This window comes from Pseudomonas sp. H26/SER47-MNA-CIBAN-0231 (assembly GCF_040310465.1).
Lineage (GTDB): Bacteria > Pseudomonadota > Gammaproteobacteria > Pseudomonadales > Pseudomonadaceae > Aquipseudomonas > Aquipseudomonas atacamensis.
The window spans coordinates 41,295-54,978 of sequence record NZ_JBEOPW010000020.1 but is presented as its reverse complement, the minus strand read 5'-3'; the positions used below and the strand labels follow the sequence as shown (position 1 = coordinate 54,978).

The following is a 13,684-nucleotide window of genomic DNA, read 5'->3' as shown; positions in this document are numbered from 1 at the left end:
TTACATGATCGGATTGAACACCGCAGCGGTTTACGTGCTGCAAACCCTCGGCAGCCTGTACCTGCTGATCGTGCTGCTGCGCTTCGTCCTGCAACTGGTGCGGGCGAACTTCTACAACCCGCTGTGCCAGTTCGTGGTCAAGGCCACCCAGCCGCTGCTCAAGCCTTTGCGCCGGATCATCCCGAGCCTGTTCGGCCTCGACATGTCGTCGCTGGTACTGGCGATTCTGGTGCAACTGCTGCTGATGGCGCTGACCCTGCTGCTGACCTACGGCACCACCGGCAACCCGCTGCAACTGGTGATCTGGTCGCTGATCGGCGTCACCGCGCTGTTCCTGAAGATCTTCTTCTTTGCCCTGATCATCAGCGTGATCCTGTCGTGGGTCGCGCCGGGCAGCCACAACCCGGGCGCTGAACTGGTCAACCAGATCTGTGAACCGGCGCTGGCACCGTTCCGTCGTTTCCTGCCGAACCTCGGCGGCCTGGACCTGTCGCCGATCTTCGCCTTCCTTGCGCTGAAATTGATCGACATGCTGGTGATCAACAATCTGGCGGCGATGACGATGATGCCGGAGATTCTGCGTTTGCTGATGTGAGGTGAGAGGGATCGGCGCTCGGCTTGATATGGCGTCGTCTGCGCCCCTCACCCCAGCCCTCTCCCAAGGGAGAGGGAGCCGATTTGTGTTGAGCTCAAGATTGGAGTTCGACTCGCAATTATCAGGTCGGCGCAGTTCGACAGAACACCTTGGTCAGTCCCCTCTCCCTCTGGGAGAGGGTTAGGGTGAGGGCTGCTTGCCGCTAACCCCCCCGGTCTTTAGACTTACGCCTCATTTCAACGAGAGCAGGGTCGATGCCAACTGCCTTTCCCGCCGATTCTGTTGGTCTGGTAACGCCGCAAACCGCGCATTTCAGCGAACCGCTGGCGCTGGCTTGTGGCCGTTCGCTGGCCGCTTATGACCTGATTTATGAAACCTACGGCACGCTGAACGCCCAGGCGAGCAACGCCGTGCTGATCTGCCACGCGCTGTCCGGTCATCATCACGCCGCTGGTTATCACAGCGTCGACGACCGCAAGCCCGGTTGGTGGGACAGCTGCATCGGCCCCGGCAAGCCGATCGACACCAACAAGTTCTTTGTGGTCAGCCTGAACAACCTCGGCGGCTGCAACGGTTCCACCGGCCCGAGCAGCGTCAATCCGGAGACCGGCAAGCCGTTCGGCGCCGATTTCCCGGTGCTCACCGTGGAAGACTGGGTGCACAGCCAGGCGCGTCTGGCTGACCTGCTCGGCATCGGCCAGTGGGCAGCGGTGATCGGCGGCAGCCTCGGCGGCATGCAAGCCCTGCAATGGACCATCACCTACCCGGATCGCGTGCGGCACTGCCTGGCGATCGCCTCGGCGCCTAAATTGTCGGCGCAGAACATCGCCTTCAACGAAGTCGCGCGTCAGGCGATCCTCACCGATCCGGAATTCCACGGCGGCTCGTTCCAGGAAGCCGGCGTGATCCCCAAGCGCGGGCTGATGCTGGCGCGCATGGTCGGCCACATTACCTATCTGTCCGACGACTCCATGGGTGAGAAATTCGGCCGTGGCCTGAAGAGCGAAAAGCTCAACTACGACTTCCACAGTGTCGAGTTCCAGGTCGAAAGCTACCTGCGTTATCAGGGCGAAGAGTTCTCCGGGCGCTTCGATGCCAACACTTATCTGTTGATGACCAAAGCGCTGGATTACTTCGATCCTGCGGCTAACTTCGACGATGACCTGGCGAAAACCTTCGAAAACGCCACGGCCAAGTTCTGCGTGATGTCGTTCACCACCGACTGGCGCTTTTCTCCTGCGCGTTCGCGGGAACTGGTGGATGCGCTGATGGCCGCGCGCAAGGACGTCAGTTATCTGGAAATTGACGCACCGCAGGGCCACGACGCCTTCCTGATTCCGATCCCGCGTTACTTGCAGGCGTTCGGCAATTACATGAACCGCATTTCGTTGTGAGAAAGCCATGAGAGCTGATCTGGAAATCATCCAGGAATGGATCCCCGCCGGCAGCCGCGTCCTCGACCTGGGTTGCGGTGACGGCGAGCTGCTGACCTGGCTGCGCGACAACAAGAACGTCACCGGTTATGGCCTGGAAAACGACGCCGACAATATTGCCGAGTGCGTGGCCAAGGGCATTAATGTCATCGAGCAGGATCTGGACAAGGGCCTGGGCAACTTCGCCAGCAACAGTTTCGACATCGTCGTCATGACCCAGGCCCTGCAAGCGGTGCATTACCCGGACAAGATCCTCGACGAAATGCTCCGGGTCGGCCGTCAGTGCATCATCACCTTCCCCAACTTCGGCCACTGGCGCTGCCGCTGGTATCTGGCGAGCAAGGGCCGCATGCCGGTCTCGGAATTCCTGCCCTACACCTGGTACAACACGCCGAACATCCACTTCTGCACCTTCGAGGATTTCGAAGAACTGTGCCGCGAACGTGATGCGAAGGTCATTGATCGGCTTGCCGTGGATCAACAGCACCGGCACGGGTGGGCCAGTAAGCTATGGCCTAATCTGTTAGGTGAAATCGGTATCTACCGCGTCAGCAGTCCGCAGTTGGCGGACCACCGAGTCGCGGTCTGAGCCTGGGCATTTGAAGGAGCACGAACATGAGTCGTCTAGCGTTGCTGTTACTCACCGCCTGCCTGAGCGCCAGCGCCGTGGCGGCGGACGTCATCAAAGGTGAACGCAAGGAAACCTTCGGCGACATCACGGTGCACTACAACACTTTCAACTCGACGTTCCTGCAACCGGACATCGCCAAGGCTGCCGAGCTGATCCGCAGCAAGAACCAGGGCGTGATCAACGTCTCGGTGGTCAAGGACGGCAAACCGGTGATCGCCAGCGTCACCGGCACGATCAAGGACCTGACCAGCAACAGCGTGGCGCTGAAATTCCGCCAGGTCACCGAACAGGGCGCAATCTACTACATCGCCCAGTACCCGGTGCCGCAGCAGGAAACCCGCACCTTTGAAATCAAGGTGCAGAACGGCGACAAGATCAACACCATCAATTTCAACCAAGAACTCTTTCCCGGCGAATGATGAACTTCAAGCAGCTCGTACTGGCCAGCCATAACGCCGGCAAACTCAAAGAACTCCAGGCCATGCTCGGCGACTCGGTGCAACTGCGCTCGATTGGCGAGTGGAGCAAGGTCGAACCGGAAGAAACCGGCCTGTCGTTTGTCGAAAACGCGATCCTCAAGGCCCGCAATGCCGCACGCATTTCCGGGCTGCCGGCACTGGCCGACGATTCCGGGCTGGCAGTGGACTTCCTCGGCGGCGCACCGGGCATCTATTCGGCGCGTTACGCCGACGGCCAGGGCGACGCGGCGAACAACGCCAAACTGCTCGATGCGCTGAAGGACGTGCCGCAAGCCGAGCGCGGCGCGCAGTTCGTCTGCGTGCTGGCACTGGTGCGCCACGCCGATGATCCGCTGCCGATCCTCTGCGAAGGCCTGTGGCACGGGCGCATCCTCACCGCTGCCAGCGGCGAGCACGGCTTCGGTTATGACCCACTGTTCTGGGTGCCGGAGCGCGACTGCTCCAGCGCCGAACTGAGTCCGGCCGACAAGAACCAGATCAGCCACCGCGCCCGTGCAATGGATCTGCTGCGCCAGCGCCTGGGCTTGAAATGACCACTGATTCTTGCGCGTCGTCGCTGATCATCGGCGGCGCCGCGTCCTCGCCTCGGGCACCGCTGCCAACCCTGCCGCCCCTGGCGCTGTACATCCACATTCCGTGGTGTGTGCGCAAATGCCCGTATTGCGATTTCAACTCGCACACCGCCAGCCCGGTGCTGCCGGAGCAGGAATACGTCGACGCGCTGCTGGCCGATCTCGATCAGGATCTGCATGCGGTGTATGGCCGTGAGCTGACCTCGATTTTCTTTGGTGGCGGGACGCCGAGCCTGTTCAGCGCCGAAGCCCTCGGGGGGTTGTTGCAGGGTGTCGAGCAGCGCATCCCGTTCGCCGCCGACATCGAAATCACCCTTGAGGCCAATCCGGGCACCTTCGAGCAAGAGAAGTTTGTTGCTTATCGCAAGCTGGGGATCAATCGCCTGTCGATCGGCATCCAGAGTTTCCAGCAGGAAAAGCTAGAAGCCCTCGGCCGCATCCACAACGGTGACGAAGCCGTGCGTGCGGCAGGCATGGCGCGGCAGGCCGGGTTCGATAACTTCAACTTGGACTTGATGCACGGTTTGCCCGATCAGTCGCTGGACGATGCCTTGAGCGATCTGCGCCAGGCCATCGCGCTGAAGCCGACGCACATTTCCTGGTATCAGCTGACGCTGGAGCCGAACACGGTGTTCTGGAATCAGCCGCCAGTGCTGCCGGAAGACGACACCCTGTGGGACATTCAGGAAGCTGGGCAGGCGCTGCTGGCCGAGCACGGTTACGCGCAGTACGAAGTGTCGGCGTATGCCCAGGCCGGTCGCCCGGCGCGGCATAACCTCAATTACTGGAGTTTTGGCGACTTCATCGGCATCGGCGCCGGCGCCCATGGCAAGCTGAGTCACCCGGACGGGCGCATCGTGCGCACATGGAAAACCCGCCTGCCGAAGGACTATCTGAACCCGGCGAAAAGCTTTCAGGCCGGCGAGAAATCGCTGAGCAATGACGAGATGCCGTTCGAGTTCCTGATGAACGCCCTGCGCCTGACTGCCGGGGTCGAATCGCGCCTGTATCCGGAGCGCACCGGCCTGTCGCTGGAGACCCTCGCCGAAGGCCGGCGCCAGGCCGAACAAAGCGGCCTGTTGCAGGTCGAACCGTCACGCCTGGCGGCGACCGAACGCGGCCAGCTGTTCCTCAACGACTTGCTGCAACAATTTCTGAACTGACTTCAGCTCAAAGGGAAAACGCATGGATTTGATACTCGACCTGCTGGCCACCGTCTCCCGCTGGAGCCGCAGCAATCTCTCGGAAATCGCTCTGGCGCTGGTCGGTTGCCTGCTGGTGCTGTTCGGCGCTGACTTCAAAGGCTGGGTCGAGCAACGCCTGGGCAGCATCGCCGGCGCCCTGCGCGTGCCCCTGATGGCCCTGCTCTGCCTGATCGGCAGCGGCGCCGCGCTGATCTACGCCACGCCGTGGGTGATCAAAGGCCTGAGCCAGTTCAACAACTACAGCCTGGCGCCGGTGCTGCTGGTGGTACTGGTACTGATCGGCGTGGTTGCCGACCGCCGCTGATCCCGCAAGCACCCCGAAACAAAATGTGGGAGCGAGCCTGCTCGCGAAGGCGTCTTAACATCCAACATCATCGTTGATTGTCAGACCGCTTTCGCGAGCAGGCTCGCTCCCACAGTTGATTGCAATGAAAGGGAAGTTCATGAGTAAAAAACTACTGGATGAGACGAGCAAATTTCTCAGCTTCGTGTTGCGTCACGAGCCTCAGGCGATTGGTCTTACGCTGGATTCGGATGGCTGGGCAAATATCGACGCACTGATCAGCGGCGCGGCGCGTGATGGCAGGCATTTAAGTCGTGAGCTGATTGAAAACGTCGTGACCAGCAGTGACAAGAAGCGTTTTACGATTTCCGCTGATGGCCACTGTATACGCGCTGCTCAAGGCCACTCGACGAAAAGCGTTGACCTGCAATTCGAGCAGAAACAGCCACCGCAAACGCTCTACCACGGAACAGCGACGCGTTTTCTCGACTCGATCCACGAACAAGGCTTGATTCCAGGACAACGCCATCAGGTGCATCTGTCCGACGAGATCGCCACCGCGTCGGCCGTGGGTCAACGCTACGGAACGCCAGTCGTTCTGAAGGTTGCCGCGAAGCAGATGGAAGAACAGGGCTTCAAGTTCTATCAGGCCGAAAATGGCGTCTGGTTGACAGAGCAGGTGCCCGCTCGATTTCTTGCCCCCCTGTAATCTCCTCATACACAAAACAATTGTGGGAGCGAGCCTGCTCGCGAAGGCGTCATGACATCCAACATCATCGTTGATTGTCAGACCGCTTTCGCGGGCAGGCTCGCTCCCACAGTTTTTATTGCGTGATGCTTAAGCGATCTTTTCGAACTTCAGATCCCACACGCCATGGCCAAGACGTTCGCCGCGGCGTTCGAACTTGGTGATCGGGCGTTCGGCCGGGCGTGGGACGCATTTGCCGTCTTCGGCAAGGTTGCGGTAGCCGGGGGCGACGTTCATCACTTCCAGCATGTACTCGGCGTACGGTTCCCAGTCGGTGGCCATGTGCAGAATGCCGCCAACCTTCAACTTGCTACGCACCAGTTCGGCGAACGAGGACTGGACGATGCGGCGCTTGTGGTGGCGGCTCTTGTGCCACGGATCCGGGAAAAACAGCATCAGGCGATCGAGGCTGTTGTCGGCGATGCAGCGGTTGAGCACTTCGATCGCGTCGCAATCGTAGACCCGCAGGTTGGTCAGCCCTTGGGTCAGCACGCCATTGAGCAGCGCGCCGACACCCGGACGGTGTACTTCAACACCGATGAAATCCTGCTCTGGAGCAGCAGCGGCCATTTCCAGCAGCGAGTGGCCCATGCCGAAACCGATTTCCAGCGAGCGCGGCGCCGAGCGGCCGAACACCTGGTCGTAATCGACCGGCGCATCGGCCAGCGGCAGCACGTACAGCGGCGCGCCCTGGTCCAGGCCGCGTTGCTGGCCTTCGGTCATGCGCCCGGCGCGCATCACGAAGCTCTTGATGCGGCGGTGTTGGCGCTCGTCGCCTTCGTCCGGCTGGACAGGCGTGTCGTTCGATTCAGTCATCAATGGCTCTTACTTGATCAGACCATCCAGCGGCGAAGAGGCGCTGGCATAGAGTTTTTTCGGCATGCGACCGGCGAGGTACGCCAGGCGACCGGCGACGATGGCGTGTTGCATGGCTTGCGCCATCATCACCGGTTGCTGGGCGTGGGCGATGGCCGAGTTCATCAGTACGGCGTCGCAACCCAGTTCCATGGCGATGGTCGCGTCGGAAGCGGTACCGACACCGGCATCCACCAGCACCGGGATCTTGGCTTCTTCGAGGATGATCTGCAGGTTGTACGGATTGCAGATACCCAGACCGGAGCCGATCAGACCGGCCAGCGGCATGACGGCGATGCAGCCGATTTCCGCCAGTTGCCGGGCGATGATCGGGTCATCGCTGGTGTAGACCATCACGTCGAAGCCTTCCTTGACCAGGGTTTCGGCGGCCTTGAGGGTTTCGATCACGTTGGGGAACAGGGTTTTCTGGTCGGCCAGCACTTCCAGCTTCACCAGATTGTGGCCATCGAGCAGCTCACGCGCCAGGCGGCAGGTGCGCACGGCTTCGATGGCGTCGTAGCAACCGGCGGTGTTCGGCAGAAAGGTGTAGCGATCCGGCGACAACACTTCAAGCAGGTTCGGCTCGCCTTCGATCTGGCCCAGGTTGGTGCGGCGTACGGCGAAGGTGACGATCTCGGCACCCGAGGCTTCGATGGCCTGGCGGGTTTCTTCCATGTCACGGTACTTGCCGGTACCGACCAGCAAACGCGACTGGTAAGTACGACCGGCCAGCACAAAAGGCTTGTCGCTACGAACGATGCTCATGGGGAATCCTCTTTAAGGGTGAGGGTCTTGCAGAATTCTGTGCCCTTGCGGGCCGGGCGATCAGCCGCCGCCGATGGCGTGGACCACTTCGACGTTGTCGCCGTCGTTCAACGTGGTGTCGGCATGCTGGCTGCGCGGGACGATGTCCAGATTGAGCTCGACCGCCACCCGACGTCCGGCCAGATCCAGACGGGTGATCAGGCCCGCAACGGTTTCACCGTCGGGCAATTCAAAGGACTCACCGTTCAACTGAATGCGCATGCACAACGCCGCCATCATTTTTAGGGGCTGGCATTCTAGCCCGATCATGACCTAAAGGTCAGTACCAAGCGTCAAGCGGTTAGCTGCAAGCGCCAGGCAGCGAGGCCGAGGCAGATCCAACCGACCAGAAATGCCAAGCCACCGAACGGCGTGATGATGCCGAGTTTGCTGATGCCGGTCATGGTCAGCAGATACAGGCTGCCGGAGAACAATACTATGCCGACGGTGAAGGACAGGCCGGCCCAAGTAATCAGGCGCCCCTGAATCTGCGTGGCCAGCAGCGCAACGCCGAACAGCGCGAGTGTGTGCACCAGTTGGTAGGTGACACCCGTGTGGAAAATCGTCAGGTATTCCGGCGTCAGACGGTTTTTCAGGCCGTGGGCGGCGAACGCACCCAGCGCAACACCGGTGAATCCGAAAAAAGCGGCCAGCATCAAAAAGCCACGCAGCATGGGGAACTCCAGTCAGACGCCATCGGCAGGGTCTGTATAATGGCCCGCTCCACGGGTTCGGCCAAGCCATCTCTATGCTGCGTTCAATTTTCCGTCGTCTCACGAAGGCTCTGCTCTGGTTCGCCGGCGGCAGTGTCTTGCTGGTGCTGGTGTTTCGCTTCGTGCCACCGCCGGGCACGGCGCTGATGGTCGAGCGCAAGGTCGAATCCTGGGTCGACGGCGAGCCGATTGATCTGCAGCGCACCTGGAAACCGTGGGACCAGATCTCCGATGACCTGAAAGTGGCGGTAATTGCTGGCGAAGACCAGAAATTCCCCGAGCACTGGGGCTTTGATCTGCGCGCGATTCAGGCCGCTCTGGCCCACAACGAGCTGGGCGGCTCGATTCGCGGCGCCAGCACCTTGAGCCAGCAGGTGTCGAAAAACCTCTTTCTGTGGTCGGGTCGCAGTTATCTGCGCAAAGGCCTGGAAGCGTGGTTTACCGCGCTGATCGAGGTGTTCTGGCCCAAGCAGCGGATTCTTGAGGTGTACCTGAACAGTGTCGAGTGGGATGACGGCGTGTTTGGCGCTGAAGCGGCGGCGCGGCATCACTTTGGCGTGAGCGCGAAGTCATTGTCGCGACAGCAGGCAAGTTATCTGGCTGCCGTACTGCCCAATCCACGGGTGTGGAGCGCGAGTCATCCGACCGGATATGTATCGCGCCGTGCCGGGTGGATTCGGCAGCAGATGAGTCAGTTGGGCGGGGACAGTTACTTGCTCGGGCTGAACGATTCGCGACGGGCGCCTTGGGCTGAATAACACCGAAATACCAATGCGGGAGCGAGCTTGCTCGCGAATGCGGTGGATCATTCAGCAGTGGCGGTGACTGACACTCCGCTTTCGCGAGCAAGCTCGCTCCCACATGGGTTTTGCGTGAAGCCAGAAATGAAAACGCCCCGATCATCGCTGATCGGGGCGTTTTTTATTGCTGATGCGCCGGTTACGCGGCGATCGACAACTTGAGCTTGTTCATCGCGCTCTTTTCGAGCTGACGGATTCGCTCAGCCGACACGTTGTACTTCTGCGCCAGGTCGTGCAGCGTGGCTTTTTCTTCCGCCAGCCAGCGCTGGTAGAGGATGTCGCGGCTACGCTCGTCCAGCACTTCCAGTGCTTCGTGCAGGTTGGTGTTCGAGTTGTCGCTCCAGTCGGCATCTTCCAGTTGACGGGCCGGGTCGTACCGGTGGTCTTCCAGGTAGTTGGCCGGAGACTGGAAAGCACTGTCATCGTCGGCTTCAGCAGCCGGGTCGAAGGCCATGTCGTGGCCGGTCAGGCGGCTTTCCATTTCGCGCACTTCACGTGGTTCGACGCCGAGGCTTTCCGCCACGCGGTGGACTTCCTCGTTGTTCAGCCACGCCAGACGCTTCTTCTGGCTGCGCAGGTTGAAGAACAGCTTGCGCTGAGCCTTGGTGGTCGCGACTTTCACAATGCGCCAGTTGCGCAGGATGAACTCGTGAATTTCCGCCTTGATCCAGTGCACGGCGAACGACACCAGACGCACGCCCATTTCCGGGTTGAAGCGCTTGACGGCCTTCATCAGGCCGACGTTGCCTTCCTGGATCAGGTCAGCCTGAGCCAGACCGTAGCCGGAATAGCTACGGGCAATGTGTACGACAAAACGCAGGTGGGCGAGCACCATCTGCCGAGCCGCCCCCAAATCCTGCTCATAGTAGAGACTCTCGGCCAGTTCACGCTCCTGCTCCGGCGTCAGCAATGGAATGCTGTTGACGGTGTGCACATAGGCTTCCAGGTTCGCACCCGGAACCAGCGCATAAGCAGGTTGCAAAGAATTGGTCATACGAAAAAACCTCCCACTCACATACTCGTGCCTCTCGGCACTGCGAAAAATTGACCGGGAACTCAGGTACAAGTTCCCATAAAAACCGCAAGGTCAATCACGCGCAAAAAAGATTCTACTTCGGCGCCAGCTCCCTGAGATGACGTGCGACTGCAATCCATGCACCGATATAACCCAACAGCACCGCGCCAAGCAAGAGCGACAGACCGTCGGCCACTGGCACGCCGGCCAGGGCGAAATCACTGCCGTACAAGCCGGCCAGTCCGACCACCGCATCGTTCAGCCAGTTCAGGCCGAACGCCAATACGCCCCAGGACAACAGCCCTGCACCGAAGCCATACAACGCGCCCATATAAAGGAAAGGGCGGCGCACATAACTGTCAGTGCCGCCGACGAGTTTAATCACTTCTATCTCGGTGCGGCGGTTTTCAATATGAAGACGAATGGTATTGCCTATCACCAAAAGTAATGCAGACACCAACAACACCGTCAGACCGAAGACAAAGCGGTCGCCAAGCTTGAGGATGGCGGCCAGACGCTCGACCCAGACTAGATCAAGTTGCGCCTGTTGTACCTTCGGCAGCTCGGAAAGTTTTTGTCTTAATGCTTCGAGTGTCGGCTTGTCGACTTCGTTCGGTGTCACCAGCACCACACCCGGCAACGGGTTGTCAGGCAGCTCACGCAGGGCTTCGCCCAGGCCGGACTGCTGCTGGAACTCTTCCAGCGCCTGATCGCGGCCGACATATTCGGCATCAGCGACGCCGGGCATGCCTTTGATCTGCTCACGCAGTGCTTCACCCTGCTCCGGGCTGGCGTCGAGTTGCAGGTACAGGGAAATCTGCGCCGCGCGCTGCCAGGAACCGCCAAGACGCTCGACATTGTTGAGCAACAGCGACAATCCCATCGGCAGACTCAACGCCACGGCCATCACCATGCAGGTGAAGAAGCTGCCGATCGGCTGCTTGCCGAGGCGGCGCAGGCTGTCGAGAAGGCTGGCGCGATGGCTTTCGATCCAGGCGCGAAACAGCGTGGCGAAGTCCGGGCCGTCGTCATCGTCGTGCTTTTTCTTTTTCTGCGGTTGCGGATCGGCGGCCTTCGGGGCCACGCGCTCGGAAACCTTCGGACTGCGTGTCGCACTCATACCCCGGCCTCCCCGTCGCCGATCAGGCGGCCGCGTTGCAGGGTCAGCATGCGATGACGCATGCGCGCGATCAGTGCCAGGTCGTGACTGGCGATCAGCACGCTGGTGCCCAAACGGTTGATGTCTTCGAACACGCCCATGATCTCCGCCGCCAGACGCGGGTCGAGGTTACCGGTCGGTTCGTCCGCCAGCAGCAAGGCCGGGCGATGGACGATGGCGCGGGCGATGCCGACGCGCTGTTGCTGACCGGTGGACAGGTCGCCCGGGTACAGATCGGATTTGTCCGACAGTGCCACGCGCTCCAGCGCCGAATCGACGCGCTTGGCGATCTCGACCTTGGACAGGCCGAGGATCTGCAGCGGCAAGGCGACGTTGTTGAACACCGTACGATCGAACAGCAACTGGTGATTCTGGAACACCACGCCGATCTGTCGGCGCAGGAACGGAATCTGCGCGTTGCTGATGGTGCTCAGGTCTTGCCCGGCGAGCAGCAGCTTGCCGCTGGTCGGCCGTTCCATCGCCAGCAACAGGCGCAACAGCGTGGATTTACCGGCACCGGAGTGACCGGTGACAAACAAGAACTCGCCACGACGGACTCGAAAGCTCAGCTCATGCAAGCCGACGTGACCGTTCGGGTAGCGTTTACCGACCTGTTCGAAACGAATCATGAACGCTCCCGCTCGGCAAACAGCGCCTGGACAAAGGGTTCGGCTTCAAAGGTGCGCAAATCGTCGATGCCTTCACCGACGCCGATGTAGCGGATCGGCAGGCCGAACTGCTTGGCCAGGGCGAAAATCACCCCGCCCTTGGCGGTGCCGTCGAGCTTGGTCAGCGCCAGGCCGGTCAGTTCGACGGTCTGGTTGAACTGCTTGGCCTGGTTGATGGCGTTCTGGCCAGTGCCGGCGTCGAGCACCAGCAGCACTTCGTGCGGCGCGTCGGCGTCGAGCTTGCCGATCACCCGGCGAACCTTTTTCAGCTCTTCCATCAGGTTGTCTTTGGTGTGCAGGCGACCGGCGGTGTCGGCGATCAGCACATCGATGCCACGGGCCTTGGCCGCTTGCACCGCATCGAAGATCACCGAAGCGGAATCAGCGCCGGTGTGCTGGGCGATCACCGGTATCTTGTTGCGCTCGCCCCAGACCTGCAATTGCTCTACCGCCGCTGCACGGAAGGTGTCACCAGCGGCCAGCATGACTTTCTTGCCTTCCAGTTGCAGCTTCTTCGCCAGTTTGCCGATGGTGGTGGTTTTGCCGGCGCCGTTGACGCCGACCACCAGGATCACGAAAGGCTTGTTCTGCGAGGCGATTTTCAGTGGCTGTTCAACCGGTTTGAGCATCGCTGCCAATTCGGCCTGCAGAGATTTGTACAGGGCGTCGGCGTCTGCCAGTTCCTTGCGTGCGACCTTCTGGGTCAGGCGCTGGATGATCTGCGTAGTGGCTTCGACGCCGACGTCGGCGGTGAGCAGACGGGTTTCGAGGTCGTCGAGCAGGTCATCATCAATGGTCTTGCGCCCGAGGAACAGACTGGCCATGCCCTCGCCGATGCTGGCGCTGGTCTTCGACAGGCCTTGCTTGAGGCGGGCGAAGAAACCGGCTTTGGTTTCTTCGGTGCGCGGGGTTTCGACGGGCGTTTCTACAGGCGCTTCGACCGGCACGATCGGAGCGACAACCGGCGCAGCGGCAAGCGGTGCGGGCTCAGGCTCGGATGGCTGGACGATCGGAGCAACCGGCTCGGTAACGACCGGCTCAGGCACAGGCTGCGCCGCAACCTCGGCAACCGGCGCAGGAATCACTGGCGTCACATGCGGCGCTGCTTCTTCAACCAGCGCGACCGGCTCTTCTGCCACCGGCAAGGTCAGCCACGGCTCGGCGGCGGGCGTCAGCGGCAGTTCGGGAGCGGCGGGCGCTTCCGGCTCGGCTTCAGCCTCCGGTTGCAGCACCGGCTCGGCGATCGGCAGCACAATCGGCGCCGGCTCTTCTTCTATTACAGGTGCTAGCGCGGGGGCCGGCTCAGGAATCGCGGGCGGCTGTTCGACGACGGGTTCCTGCGGTTTCTTCCGCAGCCATCCGAACAGGCTTTTCTTCTCGCCAGCCGCAGCTGGGCTCTTCTTGTCGTCGTTGGAACCAAACATGGAGGACGGCTATCTCACGGTAGCGACGCGCCAACAGGGCGCCCCGGCAAATAAATATTCGATGCAGAACAGACTGTGTTTCACCCAGCTTGTTCACGCGCAACATTTTGTCGAGGCACCGAAGGCACCTCAAACTTCAATTAACACGAAGGACTGGAGCGGCATCGTCGGCGAAAACGCGCAGTACAGATGAAAAACTGCTGTTATCCGCGACAAACCCATACAGCCTGACCGGGTATCGAAACCTGATAGGCGTGGCCGCCAGTAAAACGGATCAGTATCCTAGCACCCTCTCGCCCG

General features: G+C 60.9%; 18 protein-coding genes. 10 read left to right on the top strand and 8 right to left on the bottom strand.

Annotated features, from left to right (window positions below; genetic code table 11):
* Positions 1–4: 4 nt before the first annotated feature.
* The 8 genes from AAEZ10_RS23580 to AAEZ10_RS23545 all read left to right on the top strand — a co-directional run bounded on the left by AAEZ10_RS23580 (position 5) and on the right by AAEZ10_RS23545 (position 5,907).
* Positions 5–595: a YggT family protein gene (locus AAEZ10_RS23580; RefSeq protein WP_016772729.1), complete on the top strand. Its 591-nt coding sequence runs from the start codon at positions 5–7 to the stop codon at positions 593–595.
* 254 nt (positions 596–849) lie between these two features.
* On the top strand, positions 850–1,989 hold the full coding sequence (gene metX / locus AAEZ10_RS23575; RefSeq protein WP_064364749.1) for a homoserine O-succinyltransferase MetX: 1,140 nt from the start codon (positions 850–852) through the stop codon (positions 1,987–1,989).
* A gap of 7 nt (positions 1,990–1,996) precedes the next feature.
* Entirely contained in the window at positions 1,997–2,617 is a 621-nt protein-coding gene (metW, locus tag AAEZ10_RS23570; protein ID WP_024014659.1) for a methionine biosynthesis protein MetW, read from the top strand.
* A 26-nt stretch (positions 2,618–2,643) separates the two neighbouring features.
* Complete coding sequence (locus tag AAEZ10_RS23565) at positions 2,644–3,078, top strand: DUF4426 domain-containing protein (protein WP_071172222.1); 435 nt, start codon at positions 2,644–2,646, stop codon at positions 3,076–3,078.
* A complete protein-coding gene (gene rdgB / locus AAEZ10_RS23560; RefSeq protein ID WP_243243040.1) occupies positions 3,075–3,671 on the top strand; it encodes an RdgB/HAM1 family non-canonical purine NTP pyrophosphatase in 597 nt (198 codons plus the stop codon). Before AAEZ10_RS23565 ends, rdgB begins: the two co-directional genes overlap by 4 nt.
* Positions 3,668–4,873: a radical SAM family heme chaperone HemW gene (hemW, locus tag AAEZ10_RS23555; RefSeq protein WP_350571214.1), complete on the top strand. Its 1,206-nt coding sequence runs from the start codon at positions 3,668–3,670 to the stop codon at positions 4,871–4,873. Before rdgB ends, hemW begins: the two co-directional genes overlap by 4 nt.
* 22 nt (positions 4,874–4,895) lie before the next feature.
* Positions 4,896–5,219, top strand: coding sequence for a DUF3392 domain-containing protein (locus AAEZ10_RS23550; RefSeq protein WP_008083808.1), 324 nt, complete (start codon positions 4,896–4,898; stop codon positions 5,217–5,219).
* A gap of 139 nt (positions 5,220–5,358) precedes the next feature.
* Positions 5,359–5,907 carry an RNA 2'-phosphotransferase gene (locus tag AAEZ10_RS23545; RefSeq protein ID WP_350571212.1) on the top strand — a complete coding sequence of 183 codons (549 nt, stop codon included), beginning with the start codon at positions 5,359–5,361 and terminating at the stop codon, positions 5,905–5,907.
* A 129-nt stretch (positions 5,908–6,036) separates the two neighbouring features.
* Here AAEZ10_RS23545 and trmB read toward each other — a convergent pair whose 3' ends face one another.
* The 4 genes from trmB to AAEZ10_RS23525 all read right to left on the bottom strand — a co-directional run bounded on the left by trmB (position 6,037) and on the right by AAEZ10_RS23525 (position 8,279).
* Positions 6,037–6,762, bottom strand: a complete 726-nt coding sequence (gene trmB, locus AAEZ10_RS23540; RefSeq protein ID WP_350571210.1) for a tRNA (guanosine(46)-N7)-methyltransferase TrmB — start codon at positions 6,760–6,762, stop codon at positions 6,037–6,039.
* A gap of 9 nt (positions 6,763–6,771) precedes the next feature.
* Positions 6,772–7,566, bottom strand: a complete 795-nt coding sequence (locus AAEZ10_RS23535) for a thiazole synthase (protein ID WP_007964131.1) — start codon at positions 7,564–7,566, stop codon at positions 6,772–6,774.
* Positions 7,567–7,626: 60 nt separating this feature from the next.
* Complete coding sequence (gene thiS, locus AAEZ10_RS23530; protein ID WP_038861193.1) at positions 7,627–7,827, bottom strand: sulfur carrier protein ThiS; 201 nt, start codon at positions 7,825–7,827, stop codon at positions 7,627–7,629.
* A 71-nt stretch (positions 7,828–7,898) separates the two neighbouring features.
* Positions 7,899–8,279, bottom strand: a complete 381-nt coding sequence (locus tag AAEZ10_RS23525) for a DUF423 domain-containing protein (protein ID WP_122506141.1) — start codon at positions 8,277–8,279, stop codon at positions 7,899–7,901.
* 74 nt (positions 8,280–8,353) lie between these two features.
* Between AAEZ10_RS23525 and mtgA the strand changes: the two genes are divergently transcribed.
* The gene (gene mtgA, locus AAEZ10_RS23520) at positions 8,354–9,076 is read left to right on the top strand and encodes a monofunctional biosynthetic peptidoglycan transglycosylase (protein ID WP_024014666.1); all 723 of its coding nucleotides are present in this window, start codon (positions 8,354–8,356) and stop codon (positions 9,074–9,076) included.
* Between the two features lie 181 nt (positions 9,077–9,257).
* Here mtgA and rpoH read toward each other — a convergent pair whose 3' ends face one another.
* The 4 genes from rpoH to ftsY form a co-directional block, all read right to left on the bottom strand.
* The gene (rpoH, locus tag AAEZ10_RS23515; RefSeq protein ID WP_016772717.1) at positions 9,258–10,112 is read right to left on the bottom strand and encodes an RNA polymerase sigma factor RpoH; all 855 of its coding nucleotides are present in this window, start codon (positions 10,110–10,112) and stop codon (positions 9,258–9,260) included.
* 115 nt (positions 10,113–10,227) lie between these two features.
* Complete coding sequence (ftsX, locus tag AAEZ10_RS23510; RefSeq protein WP_016772716.1) at positions 10,228–11,253, bottom strand: permease-like cell division protein FtsX; 1,026 nt, start codon at positions 11,251–11,253, stop codon at positions 10,228–10,230.
* Positions 11,250–11,921: a cell division ATP-binding protein FtsE gene (gene ftsE / locus AAEZ10_RS23505; RefSeq protein ID WP_016772715.1), complete on the bottom strand. Its 672-nt coding sequence runs from the start codon at positions 11,919–11,921 to the stop codon at positions 11,250–11,252. Before ftsE ends, ftsX begins: the two co-directional genes overlap by 4 nt.
* Positions 11,918–13,384 (bottom strand): signal recognition particle-docking protein FtsY, encoded by a 1,467-nt coding sequence (ftsY, locus tag AAEZ10_RS23500; protein WP_350571205.1) that lies wholly within the window; start codon positions 13,382–13,384, stop codon positions 11,918–11,920. The genes ftsE and ftsY overlap by 4 nt, the downstream gene beginning before the upstream one ends.
* On the opposite strand from ftsY, the gene AAEZ10_RS23495 reads away from it, so the two are divergent.
* Positions 13,383–13,577, top strand: coding sequence for a hypothetical protein (locus AAEZ10_RS23495; protein ID WP_016772713.1), 195 nt, complete (start codon positions 13,383–13,385; stop codon positions 13,575–13,577). The two genes, ftsY and AAEZ10_RS23495, sit on opposite strands and share 2 nt — an antisense overlap.
* Positions 13,578–13,684: the final 107 nt, after the last annotated feature.